This is a genomic window from uncultured Henriciella sp., from assembly GCF_964005855.1.
In the GTDB taxonomy this organism is placed as follows: Bacteria; Pseudomonadota; Alphaproteobacteria; order Caulobacterales; family Hyphomonadaceae; genus Henriciella.
Genome location: NZ_CAXFSW010000027.1, coordinates 1 through 17,122 on the forward strand (window position 1 = coordinate 1; position 17,122 = coordinate 17,122).

Genomic DNA, 17,122 nt, shown 5'->3' on the forward strand with positions numbered 1-17,122 from the left:
TCGGTCAGGAAGCGCTGGACGGCCGGTTCGAACAGGCGCTGCATGCCCTCCTTGGAGACGCCGATGTCAGCGGGGCGGATGATCTCGCCCTGGTTCATCGGGATGCCGCCGATCAGCTGGGCGCAATATTCTGAAAAGAGAATCTGGGAGAGGAGCTGTTCGATCTCACCGAACTTGCCTTCTTCGCTCATCCGGTCGGCCCAGTCTGCGGTTTCGCGCAGCGTCTCCACATAGGTGATGACCCAGGCAAGGCCGTGGGCGGAATGCTGGTGATGGTCGAGCAGTTTGCGGTCGATCTTGCCTTCAGGGGCGAGGCGGGCGCGCATCGCAGCCTTTGCATCCTCGCCATAGGCTTCCAGGCTGGTCACGGCATCCTTCATGGCGCCGAGCAGGTCCTCCATGACAGGTGAAATCTTGTTCGCGGCTGTACCGTCCATTTTTCCCTCCGGGCGTCTCTTGCGCCATATATCTATCGCATTGGCGCGCATTTGACACAAATCTTGCTGCATCGCAGCGACAAATATTGCCGCAGGGGTAGGCTATGCCTTGGCGAGCGGCGCCTCGAACGGGATATCGAGCGCCTCGCGGGCCGCATCGATGTCGGCGAGTTTGGTCTCGAACGCACTCCAGTCATCACTTTCCGCGATGGGGGCCCAGAGGGCTTCGACCTCATCATAGAGAAGGGAGGCGGGAGCTTGCCGCTGCCAGTAGGGATGGCTGAGACGTTCGGGGCGGTCCGGCGTGCGGGCCATGAGGCCGGCGCGCACCGGGGCAAACGTCTCGGTCTTATACTGGTCCGCAATCGGGCTGGCCTCTGCGCGGGCTTCGCTCTCGCGTCCACAGAACCAGTCGAAGAAGACCTGCGGCCAGGTCACGCGGGTTTCCGACATCCAGGTATAGAGCGCCTGCAGCCAGATGAGGTCGTCCTGAAGTTCGCCTGCGGACTGAAGCCCGAAGAGTTTGAGGTTATGGGCGGCGAGCGCTGCCTGATAGGTGGGTTCGTAGGCCTGCAGCGCATCGCCCAGCGGATCGGTATCGCAGAGCGGCGACATGGCGATCGCAAGCTGTTGCAGCGCCCAGAGGCCTTGGGTGGGCTGGCGGCCGAACCGGTAGAGACCCTGCTGGTCGAAATAGGCGGCGGTGAAGTTCGGGTCCGACTCCGGCAGGAAGCGCCACGGGCCATAGTCGAAGCTCTCTCCGGTAATGTTGAAATTGTCGGTATTCATCACGCCGTGGACAAAGCCCGTTGCCATCCACTGGGCGACCATGCGGGCGGTCTGTTCGGTGATGCGATGGAGGAGGGCCGGGGTCATGACGGCAAGGTCTTCGTCCAGCGCGTCGGGATAATAGACCTCGCAGCAATGGCGGATGAGGCGGGCGAGGTTTTCGGTCTCCCCTAAGGACGCGGCGCGCTGGAAGGTGCCGAAGCGGATATGGCTGTGCGAGAGGCGTGTCAGCACAGCGCTGCGCGTGGGCGAGGGCTCGTCGCCGCGTTCCAGTTCATCGCCTGTCTCGATCAGGCTGAAGGGCTTGGACGTCTTGACGCCGTGGGCTTCTAGATACTGCGCGGCCAGAACCTCGCGCACGCCGCCTTTCAGGGTGAGACGGCCATCGCCGCGCCGCGACCAGCGCGTCTGGCCGGAGCCCTTGGTGCCAAGGTCCAGGAGACGGCCCTGATCATCGCGAAGCTGAGCGAAGAGAAAGCCCCGGCCGTCGCCAAGCTCCGGGTTGTAAACGCCGAACTGGTGGCCGTGATAGCGCATGGCGAGCGGGGTTTCGAGATTGCCGGAGAGCGGCTCGAATCGCGCGAAATGGGCGGTCCATTCCTCGGGTGTGAGCTGCCCCAATCCGGTGCGCTCGGCCCATCGAGTGTTGCGAAAACGCAACACGGCCATGCGAAAATGTGCGGGTGTTGCTGCGTCTGCGAAGGCGTCAGACAGGGCGGTGAACTCTGGCGCGGGCTGATAATCCATGCCCGGCTGATGACAGTTTTTTCGGGACGCGGCAACAAGGTGAGGCAAAAAACGCCTCCCTGCCTTCCCTAAGGGGAATTCCATTTCCATGATCTGGCTGGCAGCGGGACCTATCTGAAATGATAGCTATCTATTCTGTTAGGTCTTTCTGCCGCGCTGCAGCAAGGAAGGCCGATTGAAAAGACCTTCCAAATAGGCAGTGATCCTCGGGAGTCCGCCGCAAAGAGCGGATTGCTTAATAATTGGGAGGAATATTCATGAGAACCACAAACAAGTGGCTGCTGGCGACATCGGTCTTCGCGTTAAGCGCGGCCGGGCTCGCACACGCCCAGGACAATGATGAGAATGACGAGACGCTGCGCCAGCAGACGGTGACAGTGACAGGGTCGGCGATTGCGGGCACGCCGGAAGATGCGGCGCTGCCGGTCGATGTTCTGTCAGCGGGCGAGCTGCAGCTTGAAGGCTCGCCGTCGATTACAGAGCTGATCCGCAATCTGGGTGTATCGACCGGTGTCGATGGCCAGACCAACCAGTTCTCGTCCAACGGCCTTGAAGGCACATCGAACATCAATTTGCGGGGCCTTGGCCCGGGCCGGACGCTGGTGCTTCTGAATGGCAAACGCCAGACCTTTGCACCCTATGGCGTGGGTGAGCAGGCCCAGCTCTTTGTTGACACCAATGTCATTCCGTCCGCCGCCATTGGCCGGATCGAAGTTCTCAAGGATGGCGCTGCCGCCGTTTATGGTTCTGACGCCATTGCCGGTGTGGTGAACTTCATCACGCGGGACGATCTCGACGGGTTCGAGGTCTCCGCCCAGTATGAGACCTTTGAAGGCAGCGACGGCGAGTATGATATCTCAGCCGCCTATGGCCTGCAGGGCGAGAACTGGAACTGGGTCACCTCTGCGGGGTATCAGTTCCGCAGCGAGGTCGGCCTGATCGAAAAGGACTGGGCGGTTCGCGACTATGAGTCCAACCCGGTCGGCGGCTGGTCGTCACTCTCCAATCCGGGGCGGTATGTGCCGCTGGGTCTTGTCGGCGGCGCGGTACGTCCGCTGGCAGCAAATGTGAACGATGTCGGCTGTGACGATGTGGGCGGCTATCAGAACCCCTATGTGACGGCGACCAACCAGTGCTATTTCCAGTTCACCCAGTATGACAATCTGGTCGAGGAAGAAGAGCGCTATCAGATCTTCTCCGAGTACAACCGGACTTTCGGCAATGGCATCAACTTCCACCTGGAAGGCCTCTATGCCCATACAGATGTGCCCGAATGGAAGACATCTCCGTCCTATCCGCCGCAGGAAGTTGCCAATCAGGTCATCCCGGCCACCAGTCCGGGCTTTATCCAGTACCGGGCCGACAATCCGGGCCTCTTCCCGCCCGGCACGGTTGCCGCGCTGTTTATCGGCCGGTCCTTCGGCTGGGGCGGCTTCCCGGTCACGGGCGGCGCCCAGCAGGGCAACCGGACCTATGACAGCTACCGCCTCGCGGGCAGCTTTGACGGGGAATTCGAGAATGGCGTGACCTGGAATACGGGTCTCACCTTCCACGAAACCGAAGGCGAGCGGATCACGAACGATACCTATATCCGCGGCTTCACCGCTGCGCTTAACGGCTTCGGTGTGTGTACCGATGCAGCAACGGGCGTCGATCCGGCCACAGGCACTGCGCCGTTCGGTAATCCCGGCTATACTGGTTCGCTGGTCGCAGGGCAGGGCGCGTGCGAATACTACAACCCCTTCTCCAATGCGATTGCGACCAATGGTGTGACGGGAGAGGCGAACCCGACCTATGTGCCGGGCCTGGAAAACTCCGAAACGCTGGCAGCCTGGCTGACCGATGGTGTCGGCACGGTTGTCACCTCGAACCTGCTTGTCTTTGATGCCGCGCTGAGCGGTCAGAGCAATGTGGTCGCCCAAGGCGGTCCGGTGAGCTGGGCTCTTGGTGCGCAGGTCCGCCGTGAAGGCTTTGAAGTCGATCCGAACCAGGTGACGGACCTTGCCGAGAGCCCGGGACCGGGCGGCACGGGGCCGTTCTCCTTCCTTGCGGGCACGAACGCTTCGGACCTCGATCAGACGATCTATGCGATCTTCGGGGAGCTCCAGATCCCGCTCTATGACAATCTCAACGTGCAGGTTGCGACCCGCTATGAGGATTATGGCGGCGATATAGGCTCGACCTTCGATCCGAAAGTGGCTGTGAAGTGGCAGGCGACCGACAGCTTTGCGCTGCGCGGCTCGGCGCAGACCTCCTTCAAGGGGCCGACGCTGAACCAGGTCGATGGTCAGGTCACGACCCTGCAGTTTGTCGCCCCGGCGTCTGCCTTCAAGGCGGTCGACCAGTTCGGCAATCCGCAGCTCGACCCGGAATCGGCGTTCAGCTTCAATATCGGGGCGCTGTTCGACAATAATAACGGCTTCACGGCGTCGATCGACTACTACAATTTCGACTTCGAAGATCCGATCATTGTTGAGGATCAGGCCGAGATCGTGCCGGCAGCTCTCGCTGCGCTTGCAGCAGGTGACACTGATGCTGCGATCCTGTCGCGCATCACGTTCACCGATGCCAATAATGACGGCATCAACCAGGCAAGCGAGATTGCCCGTGTCAGGACGAATGTGGTCAATGGTCCGGATCTCAAGACATCCGGTATCGATTTCCGGGCCGAGCAGGTCTGGGATCTCGGGGCCAGCGAGTTCTCACTGGGCTTCGATGCGACCTATATCATCGAATACGATGTCGATGATTTCCAGATTGAGGATGTGATCATTCCGGGCGGTGATCGTGTGGGGCAGTTCAACCGGTCCAACTTCTCGCGGTCCCTGCCGCAGTGGAAGGCGAACCTCTCGGCGAACTATGCTTTCGGCAATCACAACCTTCGCGGTGTGGTCCGCCATGTCGACTCCTATGAGGATGAGCGTGGCACGCCGAACCTGCAGGGCGCCTTTGTCGGCGAGCCTTCGGAAATCGACTCCATGACCACTGTGGACGCCTTCTATACCTGGCGTTCGGACTATGACCTCGATCTCGGCCTCAGCGTGGTGAACGTGTTCGATGAGGATCCGCCGCTCGCCTATTTCGATGTGAGCTATGATCCCTATACGCACAATCCGTTCGGCCGGACCTTCAAGGTCAGCCTGACCAAGCGTTTCGGTGGCTCTGGCAGCTAAGGCGCAGGATTAGTCCAGACTGGGAAAGGCGGCGCTTCGGGGCCGCCTTTTTCTTTTGCCGGACGCCGAGATTTGCTTTGACGCAAGGAGGCATTTGAGCTTTTGGGAGAGAATGCCCGGCGTAGCGGAGCAGGCTGGCTTTTAATCGAGGAGACACTGACCATGTCGAAAACCGTGCTTGTTACCGGCGGGGCCGGTTATGTCGGCAGCCATTGCTGCAAGGCGTTCAGCGAGGCTGGCTGGCGGGTTGTGGTGTTCGACAATTTCTCACGCGGCTGGCGCGATTTCGTACAGTTCGGGGAGGTGGTCGAGGGGGATTTGCTGAGCCCCGAGGATCTCGACGCCGCCTTCGAGACATACAAGCCCGATGCCGTGGCGCATTTTGCCGCCTTCGCCTATGTCGGGGAGTCGGTGGAGCAGCCCGGCCTCTATTACGAGAACAATGTGATGGGCACGGTGCGCCTGCTCGATGCGATGGCGAAGGCCGGAACGAAGCAGATCATCTTCTCCTCGACCTGCGCGACCTATGGCGTGCCGGAGAAAATGCCGATGACGGAGGACCTGCCGCAGAGGCCGATCAACCCCTATGGCATGTCGAAACTCTTCGTGGAGAAGGTGCTGGACGATTATGAGGTTGCCCATGGCATCCGCTCGGTGAAGCTTCGCTATTTCAATGCGGCAGGCGCCTCACCGGACGGCGAGATCGGCGAGCGCCATGAGCCGGAGACCCACCTCATTCCGCTCTGCATCGAAGGCGTGCTGAACGACACGTTCAAGCTGACCATTTTCGGAGATGATTTCGATACGCGCGATGGCACCTGTATCCGCGACTATATCCACGTCATGGATCTTGCGGACGCGCACCTGAAGGCGCTCGATTATCTTGAGGCAGGCGGTGCATCGGATGCGTTCAATCTGGGTACCGGCACAGGCACGAGCGTGATGGAAATCGTCGAGGCGGTTGAACGCGTGACAGGCAAGCCCGTGCCGCGCTCTGTCGGCCCCCGGCGCCCGGGTGACCCGCCAGCGCTGGTGGCCTCGGCTGAGAAGGCCGCGCAGGTCCTTGGCTGGACACCTGTCCAGTCCGGCGTCGACCGCGTGATCGAGACGGCCTATGGCTGGCACCTGAAAGAGATCGAGCGGAAAACTGCGAGGTAAGGGGGCTGCCAGCCGCCTTCCTCCGACTTCGTTCGGGGTGACCGCTCGCGGGGTATTTTTCGACGACCGTTCAAATGCCCGTCAGGCAGGCGATATGTCGCCATAGACGATGAAGTGCGGATTGTCGTAGCCGCGCTCGCGCTTGCCATAGCGTAGCGGTTCGCCTTCCTCTGTCAGGATGCGGGCGCCGGCGGCTTCTGCGACGGCGTGCCCGGCAGCGGTGTCCCACTCCATGGTGCGGCCCATGCGCGGATAGAGATCGGCTTCGCCGGCGCCAAGCAGGCAGAATTTGAGCGATGAGCCGGCTGAGACGATTTCTGCGACCTTGAACTTCTTGAGGAAGGCATCTGTCTCTGGCGAGCGGTGCGATTTGGAGGCGATGGCCGTCGCGCCAGCATCTGGACAGGCGCGGATGTGGAGTGGGCGGCGGGCGTCCTCGCCGGGCACAGGTGCCCCCGGCTTCACATCTGCCTGCCAGGCATGCGCGGGACCTTCGGCAACGAAAAGGCGCGACAGCGCCGGGGCGTAGACGACGCCCATGACGGGTTTGCCGTGCTCGATGATGGCGATGTTCACCGTGAACTGACCGTTCCGATTAATGAATTCCCGGGTGCCGTCGAGTGGATCGACCAGCGCAAAGCGGTGGCCATGGTCGGGGATCTTTCCGGCCGAAACCGATTCCTCGGCAACGACCTTGAGGTCCGGATCGGCAGCTTTCAGCCCGTCCAGGATCAGCAGCTCTGCCTTGGCGTCGGCTTCTGTGACGGGCGAGGCATCATCCTTGCGCTCGACGTCGAAATCCGTCGAGTAGATGTCCATGATGAGCCTGCCTGCATCCAGCGCAATGCGCGCGAGCTGTTCGCCTGTAATCGTCATTCCCTGTCCCTGACCCTGCCTTGTCGCGCTTTCGCTTATGCCCATGTTTCGGTGGCTGCGCAAATGCGCTGGGCGATATTCATTGCGTCGAAGGCATGCCGGCTGGTGCCGTGGCGAAGGGGTGTTTCGCCTCTGACGGCGGCGAGGAATTCCTCGAGTTCATGGGCGGCAAATGCCACGTGCCTGTACTCTATCACCGTCTCTTCGGGATTGGGCTGGGGCGCGCCGGTCGCGTCGGGCAGAAGCTGCGCATGGATGAGCATTTCCGGCCCATAGGCGGCGAGGCCCGGCAGATGACCGTCGAGCCAGACATAACCTTGTTCATAGCCCAGTTCGATGCGGAAGGTCTGGCGCCAGGAGGTGGCGGAGGTGTGGAGCTGGGCAATGGCGCCGCTGCCGCTCTTCAATATGGCAAAGAGGTTCGCCTGACCATCCGGCCCTTCGGGCGCCATGGCCTTGACGCTTTCGAACGGGCCGAAAAAGACGTGCAGCAGGTCCAGCATATGGATGCCGTGGCCCAGAAGAATGCCATGCTGGCGCGCGTCGGGGCCGGGAAAACCTGCATGGCCATAGACGGCGCGGGCCGTCAGTAAGCGGCCATAGGGCTCGGTGCGCACCAGGTCTTCTGCCGCGCGCACGCTCTCATGATAGCGCAGCGAGCAGCCGAATTTCAGGACCGCGTCGCTTTTCGTTTCGGCTTCGCGGAGATTGATGATGTCTTCCACCGTGAGGCCGCCGGGCAGCTCGCTCAGCACATGGATTCCGGCGAGAAGGGCACGGCGGGCGGCGTCCGCGGCGCTATCGGCGGGCAGGGCGATGACCACCGCGTCTATATGTTTGCGGTTAAGCAGACTGGCCCAGTCATCGGCCTTGAAGCGGGCAACCTGCGCGGCCGAGAAGCTGCGCACGATGCGGGCGTTTTCATTCTCTTCGATGGCCTGCAGGCGCTCTACAGCGAGATGGCTTTTTCCGAGGATTGCAAAACGCAACGCTTTCATCGGGGGACTCTGGACCTGCGGCGACAAGCTCACTCGCGTAACCAGTCTGCGCGCTGGCGGCAACTGCGTGTCTGCGGCTCAGACTCTTACATTCCAGTCATTCAGCGTGACGCTGCCATCGCCGGCAAGCTGGAAGATGCCGTAGGCGCCGGTCTTCAGCTTCAGTGTCTCATGTCTGGCGGGGTCTGGGGCGAGAGCGGCAGCTGTCAGGGCAAAGCGGGCGATGCCATTGCTGGTGACGATCAGGACAGGGCCTGTCTCTTCGGATCTGGCGAGCTTTGCGAACAGGCTTTGCCACTGGCCTTCAATCGCGGCTGGATCGAACCGCCAGCCGGGCGGGGGGACGGCGTCGCGCTCCCAGGCATCGAGGGCGGGCTGGCCGATGCGGGCGATCACGGCGTCTTCGGGCTGGTTCTCGTCCGGGCCGTAATCGATCTCACGCAGGAAATTGCCGATCTCCAGCTCTGGCGGGGCGGCCTGTCCGGCAAGGATCGCTTCTGCCGTCTGGCGGGTGCGTTTGAGCGGGCCGGCAATTGCCTGCGCGAAGGCAATGGGTCCGAAATGAGCCGCCAGAGCCTCAGCCTGCGCCTGACCGGAGGTGGAGAGGGGGAGGTCGGTGCGTGCGCCGACACGGGTGACCGTGTCGCCCTTGTCGAACGTGTTGCCGTGGCGGACGATGTAGAGCGTGCGGGCCATCAGCGGGGCGCCTCCATCGGGTCGCCCTGCTCGGCGATCAGCTTTTCGGCGAAGGCGGCATCCTCGGGCGTATCGATACCCCACATGGCGTTGGCGCCGGGCTCGACTGCGACTGTGAAGATGCTCATGCCGTTCTCCAGGAAGCGCAGCTGTTCGAGTCCTTCGAGTGCCTCATAATGGCCGACAGGCAGGGCGGCGAAGCGTTCCAGCGCGGCCATGCGGAACCCGTAAAGGCCGATATGGCGCCAGACGGGAGAGAGGGTCTCTTTCTCTCTCAGCCTGTCTTCCTTGCGGATGGCCGGGATGACCTGTTTGGAAAACCAGATCGCCATACCGTCTGCGCGGCGGATACAGCTTGTGCCGCTGAAGGGCTCGCGCGTTTTCTGCTCGCGCACCGTGTCGAGGGCGGCCCAGTCGAGCTGGACCACAGGCGTGACCACGTCGGCGTCGGTGGTGGCGGCCGCGTCTATGAGGGCGCCGAGATAGGCGGGCGGGGTGAAGGGTGCGTCGCCCTGCAGGTTGAGGACAAAGTCCGGCGCCGTATCCAGCGCAAGGGCGGCGGCGAGCGCCCTGTCAGTGCCCGATGGCAGGTCCGGATCGGTCATGACTGCGGGGGCCCCGATCTCTCGCGCATGGTCCATGATCGCGCTGTCATCGGTGGCGATCACATAGTCCGTATCTTTGCGCTCCGCGGCGACCCGTGCGGCGACATCAGCGACGCGGGAGACGAGCGAATGGCCAGCAATCTGGTGCAGCGGCTTCGCCGGAAAGCGTGTCGAACCGATACGGGCGGGAATGACGATGAGGGTTTTCAAATTGGTCGCTCTAGTCTCCAGGCGGGGCCGGTGTGAGGGGCGGCCGGGGTTTCGTCAAGTCAGGGGGACGGCTCGTCAGTTTAGCAAAACCCTGTTCCAGAGTTGACCGCTGCTACATTGTTGACGCAATTCGTGCTTGTTACCTAGCCAGGCCTGTAGAGCTAGTCTGGACCATCTATGACGCAACTGACCCATCTCGACCGGCTTGAGGCCGAGAGCATTCACATCCTGCGGGAGGTGGCGGCCTCGATGCAGAATCCGGTCATGATGTATTCGATCGGCAAGGATAGCTCTGTCCTGCTGCACCTGGCGCGCAAGGCGTTTTATCCGGGGCCGATCCCGTTTCCGCTGTTGCATGTCGATACGACCTGGAAGTTTCGCGAGATGATCGCTTTCCGGGATGCGCTGAAGGATGACCCGAATATCGACCTTCTGGTGCACATCAATCAGGAAGGCGTCGAGCAAGGCGTCGGGCCGTTCACGCATGGATCGGCCGTGCATACCGACATCATGAAGACGCAGGCGCTGAAACAGGCGCTGACCGAGCACAAATTCGATGCGGCGATTGGCGGGGCGCGGCGCGATGAGGAAAAGTCGCGCGCCAAGGAACGCATCTTCTCCTTCCGCTCGGACCAGCACCGCTGGGACCCGAAGAACCAGCGCCCGGAGCTCTGGTCACTCTACAATACACGGATCAAGCCGGGCGAGAGCGTGCGGGTCTTCCCGATCTCCAACTGGACCGAACTCGATATCTGGCAGTATATCTACCAGGAGAATATCGACATCGTGCCGCTCTATTTTGCCGCCGAACGCCCCGTGGTCGAGCGCGACGGGATCATGGTCATGGTCGACGATGACCGCCTGCCCCTGGAGTCCGGCGAAACGCCCCAGATGAAGAAAGTGCGCTTTCGCACGCTCGGCTGCTATCCGCTGACCGGCGCGGTGGAGTCAGAGGCGTCTTCCATCACTGAAATCATCGAGGAAATGCTGCGCACCACGACGTCAGAGCGCGAGGGCCGCGCCATCGACAAGGATGCGCCCGCCTCAATGGAGATGAAGAAGCAGGAGGGCTATTTCTGATGGACGGATACGCAGCCCCCGAATTCACCAATATCGAGGCCTATCTCGACAGCCAGCTGGAAAAGTCGCTGCTGCGCTTCATCACCTGCGGGTCGGTGGATGACGGCAAGTCGACGCTGATCGGCCGGCTTCTCTATGAGTCGAAGATGATCTTCGATGATCAACTGGCCTCGCTGAAGAATGAATCGAAGAAGTTCGGCACGCAGGGCGAGGAAATTGACTTCGCGCTTCTGGTCGACGGCCTCGCCGCAGAGCGCGAACAGGGCATCACCATCGATGTCGCCTACCGCTTCTTCTCGACCGACCGGCGCAAGTTTATCGTCGCCGATACGCCGGGACATGAGCAGTATACGCGCAACATGGCGACCGGTGCCTCGACGGCCGATCTTGCCATTGTGATGATCGATGCGCGCAAGGGCGTGCTCACCCAGACGCGGCGCCACAGCTTCATCGTCTCGCTGCTGGGCATCAAACATGTCGTGCTCTGCATCAACAAGATGGACCTGGTCGGCTATGACCCGGACGTCTTCGAGGAAATCGAGGCCGATTATCGCGAGTTTACCTCCGATTTCGGGTTTGAGAGCATTCAGGCGATCCCTGTCTCGGCGCTGGCGGGCGACAATGTCGTCACAAATAGCGAACAGACGGCCTGGTATGACGGCCCGCCCCTTATGGAGTATCTCGACACGGTCGAGATCGCATCGGACGCCCAGCAGAAGCCTTTCCGCATGCCGGTCCAGTGGGTGAACCGGCCCAATCTCGATTTTCGCGGCTTTGCCGGCCAGGTCATCTCCGGCACGGTCAAGCCGGGCGAGAAGGTCCGGGCGCTGCCATCGGGGCGGTTCAGCACGGTCTCGCGCATCGTCACCATGGGCGGTGACCTTGATGAGGCCGTCGAGGGCCAGTCGGTCACGCTGACGCTGGCCGACGAGATCGATATCTCGCGCGGGGATGTCATCTGCGCCGACCAGTCGCCGGCCGAAGTGTCCGACCAGTTCCAGTCCACCATGCTCTGGATGTCCGACAGCCCCATGCTGCCGGGGCGGTCCTACATGATGAAGATCGGCGCCAGCGACGTGCAGATGCAGGTCACCGAGCAGAAATACCGCATCGATGTGAACACGCGCGCGCATGAGGCGGCCAAGACGCTGGGCCTCAATGAGATCGGCGTGGTCAATATCGCGCTCGACCGCGAGATCACTTTCGATCCCTATAATGAGAACCGCCGCATGGGCGGGTTCATCGTCATCGACCGGATGACCAATGAGACGGTCGGTCTCGGCCTGATCAACTTTGCGCTGCGCCGCGCCTCCAACATCCATCGCCAGGCCATGGATGTCTCGCGTGAGCTGCGGGCCTCCATGAAGGGGCAGAAGCCGGTCATGCTCTGGTTCACGGGGCTGTCGGGCGCGGGCAAGTCGACGGTGGCGAACATCGTCGAGAAACGTCTCGCCGCGCTCGGCAAGCACACCTACACGCTGGACGGCGACAATGTCCGCCACGGCCTCAATAATGACCTTGGTTTTACCGATGCCGACCGGGTGGAGAATATCCGCCGGGTGGGCGAGGTCGCCAAGCTCATGATCGACGCGGGCCTCATCGTGCTTGTCTCCTTCATCTCACCGTTCCGGGCCGAACGGCGCATCGTGCGCCAGATGGTGCAGGAAGGTGAGTTCATCGAGGTCCATGTCGATGTCTCTCTGGAAGAGGCCGAGAAGCGCGACGTCAAAGGCCTCTACAAGAAGGCACGCGCCGGCGAGATCAAGAATTTCACCGGCATCGACAGCCCCTATGAGCCCCCCACCGACCCCGAACTGCGCCTCGATACCACCCAGCTCTCTGCTGAAGACGCCGCAGAACAGGTGATCGCCCATCTTCAGAACGCAGGACTTCTGACAGGCTAGCCTTGCGGCCCACCGTCACATTCTGTCATCTCATTTGGGTTGGCAGGGCAGGGGAAAGTCCAATAAGGCCGGTAAGGCAGGCAAGAGAATGGCTTTCTGAATATGTGCGGAATTATCGGTATCCTGGGCAATGAAGAAGCGGCACCGCGCCTTCTGGAGGCGCTGACCCGGCTGGAGTATCGCGGCTATGACAGCGCGGGCATAGCCACGCTGGACGATAGTGGAAAGCTGGATCGCAGGCGCGCCCCGGGCAAGCTGAACAATCTGCGGGAAATCCTGTTCAAGGAGCCGCTTACGGGCTCTCAGGGGATTGGCCACACGCGCTGGGCCACCCACGGGTCTCCCACGCTTGGCAATGCGCATCCGCACGTCTCTGGCGGCGTGGCCGTCGTCCATAACGGCATCATCGAAAATTTCCGCGAACTCAGAAAGTCGCTCGAGGCCCGCGGCCATGTTTTCGAGACTGAAACCGATTCAGAAACCATCGCTCATCTGGTGAGCTCATACCTCGCAGCGGGTGACAGCGAAGTTGAGGCTGTCGGGAAGGCTTTGGGCGAGCTGGAGGGTGCCTTCGCGCTCGCCATACTTTTCGAAGGGCGCCAAAACCTGATGATCGGCGCACGGCGCGGGTCGCCGCTCGCCATCGGGCTGGGTGACGGAGAGATGTATCTTGGCTCCGATGCGCTGGCGCTGGCACCTTTCACGAACCGCGTCGTCTATCTTGAGGAAAATGAGTGGTGCGTTCTCTCTCGTGAGAAATATGAAATCCGCTCTGAATCCGGTGAGCGTGTGGAGCGCGAGCCCGTGCTGGTCCAGGGCGCGGGCGCGGCGATCGAGAAGGGTAACTATCGCCACTTCATGCAGAAGGAAATCTTCGAGCAGCCCGATTCCCTGTCGCGCACCATCAACGCCTATGTGGATCCGCTGAAGCGGTCGATCACGCTGCCGGGGGGCAAAGGCGAGCAGATTGACTGGACGGCGATAAGCAGTCTCCACATGGTCGCTTGCGGGACAGCCCATTATGCGACCCGTGTGGCGGAATACTGGTTCGAGCAGTTTGCTGGCCTTCCCGTAAAGACCGATATTGCATCGGAATTTCGCTACCGCGAACCGGCGCTGCCAAAGGAAGGCGGACTTGCTCTGTTCGTCAGCCAATCGGGCGAGACCGCAGATACGTTGGCGGCACTTCGCTATTGCAAGGAAAAGGGCTTGAAAACGGCCGCTGTCGTCAATGTGCCGACCTCGACTATTGCGCGTGAGGTGGATCTTGTCCTGCCGACATTGGCGGGCCCTGAAATCGGCGTGGCCTCGACCAAGGCCTTTACCGCACAGCTTGCCGCTCTTGCGGCTGTCGTGATCGCTGCTGGGGTCCAGCGCGGCACGCTCGGCCGCGACGATGAGATCCGCCTGACCAAGGCGCTGAACGAAATACCGGGGTTGACGGTGGAGTGCCTCAAACTGGACGAGACCATCTCAAGCATGGCCCGCGACGTGGCGAAGGCGCGGGATGTCATCTATCTGGGGCGCGGCGTTCATTACCCAATTGCGCTGGAAGGCGCGCTCAAGCTGAAGGAAATCAGCTATATCCATGCAGAGGGCTATGCCTCCGGTGAGCTCAAGCATGGGCCGATCGCCCTGATCGACGAGACCACGCCGGTCGTGTTCGTGGCGCCGAGTGATCGTCTGTTCGAGAAGTCCCTGTCGAACCTTCAGGAAGTTGCTGCCCGTCATGGCTCGGTCATTCTGATCAGCGATGCGAAAGGCGTGGAGGAGGCGGGTGATACGCCCGCCAGCACGCTGATCATGCCGGGCTGCGATCCGTTTGTCGCACCGATCCTCTACTCGGTACCTGTCCAGCTTCTCGCCTATCATGTGGCCGTGGAGAAAGGCACCGATGTCGACCAGCCGCGTAATCTCGCAAAGTCCGTCACGGTTGAATAGGCGGGTACGGTCAAGATCCGGCTTTGTGCTCTCTCTCAAAACTCGACGGGTGGGGTGACGCGTGCAATAAGCCCCATTTTCGTCAGGCGGTAGACTTCTCTGGATCATGAACGCGCAAGAAGACACGTTTAATCCTGCGGATGGGTCGGGGCCGGTCAGCTTCTCGGTGATCATCGTCAATTATAATGGCGGCGACTATGTCCGCACCGCGCTCCGATCGCTCAGCCGGCAGACTCGCCGCGATTTCGAGGTGATCCTCGTCGATAATGGCTCGACGGATGGATCTGTGTCGGAGCTTGAGACCAGCGACCTTCCTGTTTTCACACTTCTCGCCGAGAGTGAGAACCATGGCTATGCCAAGGCCACGAACATCGCCGCCGCAAAGGCGAAAGGAGAGTGGCTGGTCTGCCTGAACCCCGATGCGCAGGCCGAGCCGGACTGGCTTGAGGAGATTGCCCGCGGGCAGGCCCGCCATCCGGATGTGCGCATGTTTGCCTCGGCCCAGTTTGATGGGGCCGACAGCGACACGCTGGACGGGGCGGGTGACGCCTATCTGATCTTCGGCATGCCGTGGCGCGGCGGCTTTGGCCGGCCAGCCAGTGAGCTGCCGGATGAAGGCACATGTTTCAGCCCCTGCGGGGCAGGAGCGGTCTTTCACCGCGACACCTTCCTCTCCCATGGCGGCATGGATGAGCAGTTTTTCTGCTATTGCGAAGATGTCGATATCGGCTTTCGTCTGCGGCTTTCAGGGCATGAGTGCGTGTTCCTGCCGCGCGCTGTCATCCACCATATCGGCGGGGGCCTGTCCGGGCGTGCCAGTGACTTTGCGATCTATCACGGCACGAGGAACCGGGTCTGGACGTATGCCAAGAACATGCCGGCGGTGCTGTTTCTGCTGACGCTTCCCGGGCATCTCCTTCTGTCGGTCTACCTTCTCGTCCGCGCTGGCATGACAGGGCGCGGCTCGCCGACCTGGCGCGGGATGCGTGATGGCTTCCGCGGTAGCTTCAGGATGCGCAGGCGGGGCAAAAGCGCCCGGCAAGGCGGCTATTCGGCCTGGGCCCTTGCAAGGGCCATGGCCTGGAACCCATTCAAGATGAGCGGGCGCCATGTCCATGTTCGCGAAGGATATGGCTAGGGCCGGCGCAATGCTGGAAAGCAAGCGTGTAGCTCTGTCCGGGTCTTTCTTGCAGACCGCGAACAGGCTACACCGCAAGGTTTAGAGGGAGAGCCCATTTCCGAGATTTGACGAGTCATGGAAGCTCGCTACAGGTCTGGAGCAGATGGGGACCAGAAGAGCTGGATGAGACGTTGACGAAGCCAAGCCAAACCGCCGCCACCACGAAGGGCGAGAGCGCCAAGGCACGCCCAAAACTGTTGATGGTCCTCGGCATGCACAGGTCGGGCACGAGCGCCATTACCAAGGGCCTTGAAGTGCTGGGCGTCGACCTGGGCGATAATTTGATTCCGCCTCAGGAGGACAATCCGAAGGGTTTTTTTGAGGACAGGGAGCTGATCGAGCTCAATGAGCGCATCCTCAAGAAGACCGGCCATTCCTGGTATGATCTAGCCCCCATCGATCCGGCCCTGATGACCGGCCCGGACCTCCTCACGGAACGGCTTGAGGCTGGAGCGTTTATCCGGCGCAAGCTCAATGCAAGTGAGGCGGTGGGCCTCAAAGATCCCAGGTTGAGCATCCTGATGCCATTCTGGTTCGATGTGCTTCAGGATATCGATGTCGAGACGGGCTATATCATTCCGGTCCGCAATCCATTGGCCGTCGCTCGTTCATTGCTGGTAAGGGATGGCCTAATGTTGGAGCGGGGCGCGGCGCTGTGGGGGCGATACGTCTGCGATGCGCTTGAGGCGACCAGCGCCAAGTCGCGCATTTTCGTAGATTTTGACAAAGTCCTTGATACGCCCGTCCCAGAGCTAGCGCGAATTGCAAAGACATTTGGCTTGTCCATGCCGCCACAATCCTCGCGGGTATTGAAGTCGTATACAGATGAGTTCCTTGAGGATGTCCTCAGGACGCAGAAAATCAGCGAAAATCAACTGAAGCGCACCGGACTTGCTTCTGACATCATCGTGGGTGTCCACGAAAAGCTGCTTGAACTGTCGGCACTCCCTGCGCTCGACAAATCCGTATCCAGCAATCGATCTGTGCGGTCTCTTCTCAAACGTTTTCATGGCGTTGCGCCTTTGGCGCGTGCCCTCGACCGCGTGAACGAGAAAGCTGCGGAAGCGCCGGTGCTGCAGCAGGCTCACGACCTTGCTTGCGCCCGGCGTGATGAGGCGCTTGCGAAGGAGGATAAAGCCCTGAAGCAGCGGGAGGCTCTTCAGCAGGCTCACGACCTTGCGTGCGCCCAGCGTGATGAGGCACTTGCGAAGGAGGATAAAGCCCTGAAGCAGCGGGAGGCTCTTCAGCAGGCTCACGACCTTGCTTGCGCCCGGCGTGATGAGGCGCTTGCGAAGGAGGATAAAGCCCTGAAGCAGCGGGAGGCTCTT

General features: G+C 61.3%; 11 protein-coding genes and 2 pseudogenes. 7 read left to right on the forward strand and 6 right to left on the reverse strand.

Going from position 1 to position 17,122, the window contains the following annotated elements; translation table 11 throughout:
• Positions 1-437: pseudogene (locus tag ABNU55_RS14950) on the reverse strand (acyl-CoA dehydrogenase); the annotation flags it as partial.
• Between the two features lie 102 nt (positions 438-539).
• The gene (locus ABNU55_RS14955) at positions 540-1,973 is read right to left on the reverse strand and encodes a protein adenylyltransferase SelO family protein (RefSeq protein ID WP_290749310.1); all 1,434 of its coding nucleotides are present in this window, start codon (positions 1,971-1,973) and stop codon (positions 540-542) included.
• Positions 1,974-2,230: 257 nt separating this feature from the next.
• Here ABNU55_RS14955 and ABNU55_RS14960 point away from each other — a divergent pair, with 257 nt between their 5' ends.
• A complete protein-coding gene (locus tag ABNU55_RS14960; protein ID WP_290749313.1) occupies positions 2,231-5,146 on the forward strand; it encodes a TonB-dependent receptor in 2,916 nt (971 codons plus the stop codon).
• A gap of 162 nt (positions 5,147-5,308) precedes the next feature.
• Positions 5,309-6,304 (forward strand): UDP-glucose 4-epimerase GalE, encoded by a 996-nt coding sequence (galE, locus tag ABNU55_RS14965; RefSeq protein ID WP_290749316.1) that lies wholly within the window; start codon positions 5,309-5,311, stop codon positions 6,302-6,304.
• A gap of 81 nt (positions 6,305-6,385) precedes the next feature.
• On the opposite strand, the gene cysQ is transcribed toward galE, so the two are convergent.
• From cysQ to ABNU55_RS14985, 4 genes are all read right to left on the reverse strand, one after another.
• Positions 6,386-7,180: a 3'(2'),5'-bisphosphate nucleotidase CysQ gene (gene cysQ / locus ABNU55_RS14970; protein ID WP_348764521.1), complete on the reverse strand. Its 795-nt coding sequence runs from the start codon at positions 7,178-7,180 to the stop codon at positions 6,386-6,388.
• Positions 7,181-7,215: 35 nt separating this feature from the next.
• A complete protein-coding gene (locus ABNU55_RS14975; protein ID WP_348764522.1) occupies positions 7,216-8,178 on the reverse strand; it encodes a Gfo/Idh/MocA family oxidoreductase in 963 nt (320 codons plus the stop codon).
• A gap of 78 nt (positions 8,179-8,256) precedes the next feature.
• Complete coding sequence (locus tag ABNU55_RS14980; protein WP_348764523.1) at positions 8,257-8,874, reverse strand: histidine phosphatase family protein; 618 nt, start codon at positions 8,872-8,874, stop codon at positions 8,257-8,259.
• Positions 8,874-9,689 carry a manno-octulosonate cytidylyltransferase gene (locus ABNU55_RS14985; protein WP_348764524.1) on the reverse strand — a complete coding sequence of 272 codons (816 nt, stop codon included), beginning with the start codon at positions 9,687-9,689 and terminating at the stop codon, positions 8,874-8,876. Before ABNU55_RS14985 ends, ABNU55_RS14980 begins: the two co-directional genes overlap by 1 nt.
• 177 nt (positions 9,690-9,866) lie before the next feature.
• On the opposite strand from ABNU55_RS14985, the gene cysD reads away from it, so the two are divergent.
• From cysD to ABNU55_RS15010, 5 genes and pseudogenes are all read left to right on the forward strand, one after another.
• Complete coding sequence (gene cysD / locus ABNU55_RS14990; protein ID WP_348764525.1) at positions 9,867-10,769, forward strand: sulfate adenylyltransferase subunit CysD; 903 nt, start codon at positions 9,867-9,869, stop codon at positions 10,767-10,769.
• Complete coding sequence (gene cysN / locus ABNU55_RS14995) at positions 10,769-12,673, forward strand: sulfate adenylyltransferase subunit CysN (RefSeq protein ID WP_348764526.1); 1,905 nt, start codon at positions 10,769-10,771, stop codon at positions 12,671-12,673. The genes cysD and cysN overlap by 1 nt, the downstream gene beginning before the upstream one ends.
• Before the next feature lie 102 nt (positions 12,674-12,775).
• The gene (gene glmS / locus ABNU55_RS15000; protein ID WP_348764527.1) at positions 12,776-14,614 is read left to right on the forward strand and encodes a glutamine--fructose-6-phosphate transaminase (isomerizing); all 1,839 of its coding nucleotides are present in this window, start codon (positions 12,776-12,778) and stop codon (positions 14,612-14,614) included.
• Between the two features lie 106 nt (positions 14,615-14,720).
• Positions 14,721-15,752, forward strand: coding sequence for a glycosyltransferase family 2 protein (locus ABNU55_RS15005; protein ID WP_348764528.1), 1,032 nt, complete (start codon positions 14,721-14,723; stop codon positions 15,750-15,752).
• Between the two features lie 173 nt (positions 15,753-15,925).
• Positions 15,926-17,122, forward strand: a pseudogene (locus ABNU55_RS15010) (hypothetical protein); the annotation flags it as partial.